Origin of the sequence: Bartonella florencae (assembly GCF_000312525.1) — a bacterium.
GTDB lineage: Bacteria > Pseudomonadota > Alphaproteobacteria > Rhizobiales > Rhizobiaceae > Bartonella > Bartonella florencae.
This window is the reverse complement of record NZ_HE997452.1, coordinates 545,300-549,167: the sequence shown is the minus strand read 5'-3', so window position 1 is coordinate 549,167 and position 3,868 is coordinate 545,300. Positions and strand designations below refer to the sequence as shown.

Genomic DNA, 3,868 nt, shown 5'->3' with positions numbered 1-3,868 from the left:
CGGGGTGCATCCCAAACCCTCAATAAGATGCACCCCGCCATCAGAATGCATCTCAAACCCTAAATAAGATGCACCCCAATTCAACGAGCTTTGCATTTAATCTTCATAAAATGCACTTTGCTCCTCATAGGATGTGTTTTGCTCTCATGGAGACCCCACGAATGGAATCTTTTCGCCATGGACAAAACAAAATTCGCCAACGGCTCTTTTTGTCATCCATTCTGTAAATATATGTCTTGAAACCTTAAAACCCTCTTTTATAAATCAATTCTGAAAGAACTAATTAAGGCAAATAAGAGCAAATTTTGTCATTTTCTGGGCAAGTTTTATTCTTTTTTATGATTGTGGCATTTTTACTATAGTTATTTAAGGCGAATTTATCTATAATACGTTTTGATATTTATTTACTTAAAATAAATATAGGAGAAGAACTATGAATATCAGATATTTTTTCATAGCAGGGGCAATCACCAGTGGCTTAGCTCTTGCAATTCAAGAATCTGATCGTATAGTCAATAAACAACCCTCTCCTATTATAACGCCTTATACTGTTGAAGAAACGAATTTACAGGATCTTGAACCAGTAAAAGGCACATTGGATACATTGAATATACTCGGAACGCAAAGTAAATATGGCACACATCAAAGAGAATTGGTCACTTCATACATGCAAAACGAACACTTATTATATTCCGTGGTGAATTTGATTCATGCTGTGATTCTATTTTTTATAAAATTATTTTTTACGGTAAATTCTTGAGAAAATAGTCAAGCGTCTTTAAAGAAAAGCTCAAATATTGCAATCTATTGCAAAGTTAAAGATTAAATAAAAGGCTTCATATTTTAAGGCTTCGTATTTTCTGGGTTATTTATATTTATTGTTCTTTTGAGCAAGGGTACTCTTATTCTTGCTCTCCTCCTTCTCGTCTCCTTCTCGTCTCTTTCTCGTCTCTTTCTCGCCAAAGGACAAAGCCTTCTGCAAAAATCTGTCATATTTTGTTTTTCTTTCCCAGATATCTGCACTTTGTTTTATAGTTTGGCCTGCCAATCACTTCAAATTGCTTCATTTCATCCACGCAACAAAGGCGCCGCAAAAGCTTGACAAGGCGACCATAAAAACAACAAAAAGACAGGATGTTTGACTGAGTAAGTTTTACTTTGAATATTTTCTCTTAAACGAATACAGAAAACACCACATATTTTAAACGCCATTTATATTTTATTTTTCCGTTCTCAAAGATCATTTTGTTTTTAAGGACAATTTTGCACTACCCTAGGGAATGATTCGTTTTTAAAGAAAACTCTGCAGAGGTAAGAAAACCGTGAATTTTGCATTATTCCTTCTTAAAAGCTTTAAGACAGATCATTTTTAGTTTTTTTCTTAAAATTTTATAGAGCTGTTCTTTTGTTTTTCTTTCCCAGATATCTGCTTAATTCCCTCTACTCTATCTCTAGCTTCCTCACTTTTCCACCACCCTCATTCCTGCCTGCCTTCTGCTTCATCAGCATTTGCCCTCTCTATTGTTTTTTCCCTCTCATCACAAGGCAAATACCCTGTTACATTCTCCTCTCTACAGGCTTTTCAATGCTTTTCTTAACGGGAAAGACATTCTTGCCCGCTTAAAGACAGAATAATAAAGCGTTAAAGTGAAAAATACGACAAAATTGGAAAAAATAAACATCACGAGAAAAATCCCTACGATAAAGAATTCTATAAGAGGATGATTCGCCCTTCCTCTATCATTTTTTTGATTCGAATTATTTTGATGACAGGGGATTTTGCCTCGTTTTTGCATTTCTTCTTGCAATTTCGGGATATTTTTTTCAACCACGATGTAAAAAATATGTAGAGCACCAATATCAGCGGTATAAAAACAACAACACACACCGCGATAATTTTGCGCAACAGAAAGGACAGGCAAAAAAAAATGCTCTCCTGCCACGCGGTTAACTCCCAGTCTTCCAGAATCGAGAGAGGAAAAACCTTTTTACACAACACAATGATAAAAGAGAGAAAACAAATTACGATATGTTATCTTTTTGAAAGAAATGCTTGTCCGAGCGAAAAAGACTGCAGCTTTTCATCAAATGCCCCATCTTTCCCTCTATTGTCTTTTTTCCTCTCATCACAATTCTTGTCCATTACAAATCCCCTCTTGTACATTACAAGTGCCCGCTTGCCATTTTTTTAAATGCTCTCCTGCATAACTTTCTCAGTTGGCTAGAAGCACCTCTATGAGAGTCTCGCAGAAAGAATCAAGCACCACAACTACAGTACTTAACAAAACATCAAGGCGCATCCTCACCCCCCACTCTGTTTGTCTTTCCTTCACTGCCCCTTTTCGTGCCAAGCAGAGCCAAATATTACCTACGCTCTTTCATCGCTTTATTGAATTGTCCCGTAACCTTAGAGTACGCGATTAAGCGCTTCATAAAAGAATAATACAGCACCACAATTGCTGTACTTAACAAAACATCAAGGATAATCCCGAACTTAGCCCCATAATACATGCCCATGACAATCATAAATATTGCACTTTTTGTAAGCATTTTCCCCTCACTTTCTCTTTATCAATTGCTTTTCTGTTGCTTGATTAATTCTTCCAATTTTAGGATCTTTTTTTTTAAAAGAGAAGTTAAGACGGCACGCAATATCAACACAACAGGAGCCGTTATACAAGCACACAGCGAAATCAAAAAAAGCAGCCAAAACAGCATATCATAGACTTCAAAACTTTCAGGACTTCCAAGATGATGAAAGGTGCCATTTATCTCTCGCACAAAAGTTATATAAACATGCGCTTTGAAAGCCATAATGATGAGAGAGATGAAAAATACGCAGATATAGTCTTTTCGTGAAAAAGCGAACCATTTTTTGAATAAAGCGGTATGTTCCTCTGTATAAAGCGCCAAAATTTGCTTTTTAATCTCACTGTTTTGCGGATCATCCAAACGCTTCTGCTGTTCTTTCATCAAGCCTTTATATTCTTTAAGCTTTGCATAGATCCTGCAACGTTTAATAAGAGAATAATAAGGCCCCACAATGATCATATTGAGCAAGAGTGCCAAGACCACAATCGTAAGTATTGTGAAAAAAAAAGCTGGTATGATAAGAGCCATTGAGCCTGGTCCCATAACGTTTATGATCTCATCGATTTATCTTGTGACCCAGACGGTTCTAAAGACTGCATTTTTTTCGTTTTATGCTCTCGGATACTGCGCAATGCCCAAAGAATAGACAAAGGTACAAAAAGGCAGCCCCAAATCAAAACCGGTAGCAGAAAAATCACATGCCCCATACTATCTCATTTCCCCTACTCTCCCGATTTTTTCAAAAGCTTTGCAAAAGCAGGAGCTTCTAGAGCTATCATGATAAGAAATGTGTGCAATAGAGTGAGAAAGTTTTGCCACAACATTTTATCACTTTGCCATGACAACATCTTTAATTTTGTGCCTTGAAAACCAAGCATTTTTTCTCAAATGCCCAATTCTTCTCCCACATTTTCCCCCTTTTATTGCTCATTTTGCTCTAAAACCCTCTTGTTGCCTCCTCTATAAAACAGCTTACTGTTTTTCTCAACAATTGATTGCATGTGTCCCCATCTTTATATCCATAAATTTGCATTCACCATCCTCTCTATAAAGGAGAACATAGCGATAATTTTCCCCATCGGCCTTCCACATCGCCTCTTGTTTGCAGACAATGAAGCCCTGCCTTGCGTTGTTGTTGTTTCTTCAACGCCTCTTTGATGAGAAAGGCTCGTACTCTTGCACACCAGCGAATCATCGGCTCCAAAATATTGAGAACCCATCCCTGTATCTTCTGGAAAAAATCCACCGCGACCTTTAGCAAAGCGTAATTCAATTA

Annotated in this window: 4 protein-coding genes; 1 reads left to right on the top strand and 3 read right to left on the bottom strand. The window is 37.1% G+C overall.

What is annotated here, in order from left to right; all coding sequences use genetic code 11:
- The first annotated feature begins 433 nt into the window (after nucleotides 1-433).
- Entirely contained in the window at nucleotides 434-760 is a 327-nt protein-coding gene (locus BN202_RS05200) for a hypothetical protein (protein WP_019219537.1), read from the top strand.
- 1,604 nt (nucleotides 761-2,364) lie between these two features.
- Here the strand turns inward: BN202_RS05200 and BN202_RS05185 are convergent.
- The 3 genes from BN202_RS05185 to BN202_RS09945 form a co-directional block, all read right to left on the bottom strand.
- On the bottom strand, nucleotides 2,365-2,550 hold the full coding sequence (locus BN202_RS05185) for a hypothetical protein (protein WP_019219533.1): 186 nt from the start codon (nucleotides 2,548-2,550) through the stop codon (nucleotides 2,365-2,367).
- A 21-nt stretch (nucleotides 2,551-2,571) separates the two neighbouring features.
- Nucleotides 2,572-3,120 carry a hypothetical protein gene (locus tag BN202_RS05180; RefSeq protein ID WP_019219532.1) on the bottom strand — a complete coding sequence of 183 codons (549 nt, stop codon included), beginning with the start codon at nucleotides 3,118-3,120 and terminating at the stop codon, nucleotides 2,572-2,574.
- A 485-nt stretch (nucleotides 3,121-3,605) separates the two neighbouring features.
- Nucleotides 3,606-3,868, bottom strand: a 263-nt coding sequence (locus BN202_RS09945; RefSeq protein WP_034987335.1) for a hypothetical protein, incomplete at its 5' end; no start/stop codon positions are given.

What these genes read in the sequence shown, in the direction of transcription:
- BN202_RS05200 (WP_019219537.1), top strand. Translation starts at nt 434, where the DNA reads ATGAATATCAGATATTTTTTCATAGCAGGGGCAATCACCAGTGGCTTA.
- BN202_RS05185 (WP_019219533.1), bottom strand. Translation starts at nt 2,550, where the DNA reads ATGCTTACAAAAAGTGCAATATTTATGATTGTCATGGGCATGTATTAT.
- BN202_RS05180 (WP_019219532.1), bottom strand. Translation starts at nt 3,120, where the DNA reads ATGGCTCTTATCATACCAGCTTTTTTTTTCACAATACTTACGATTGTG.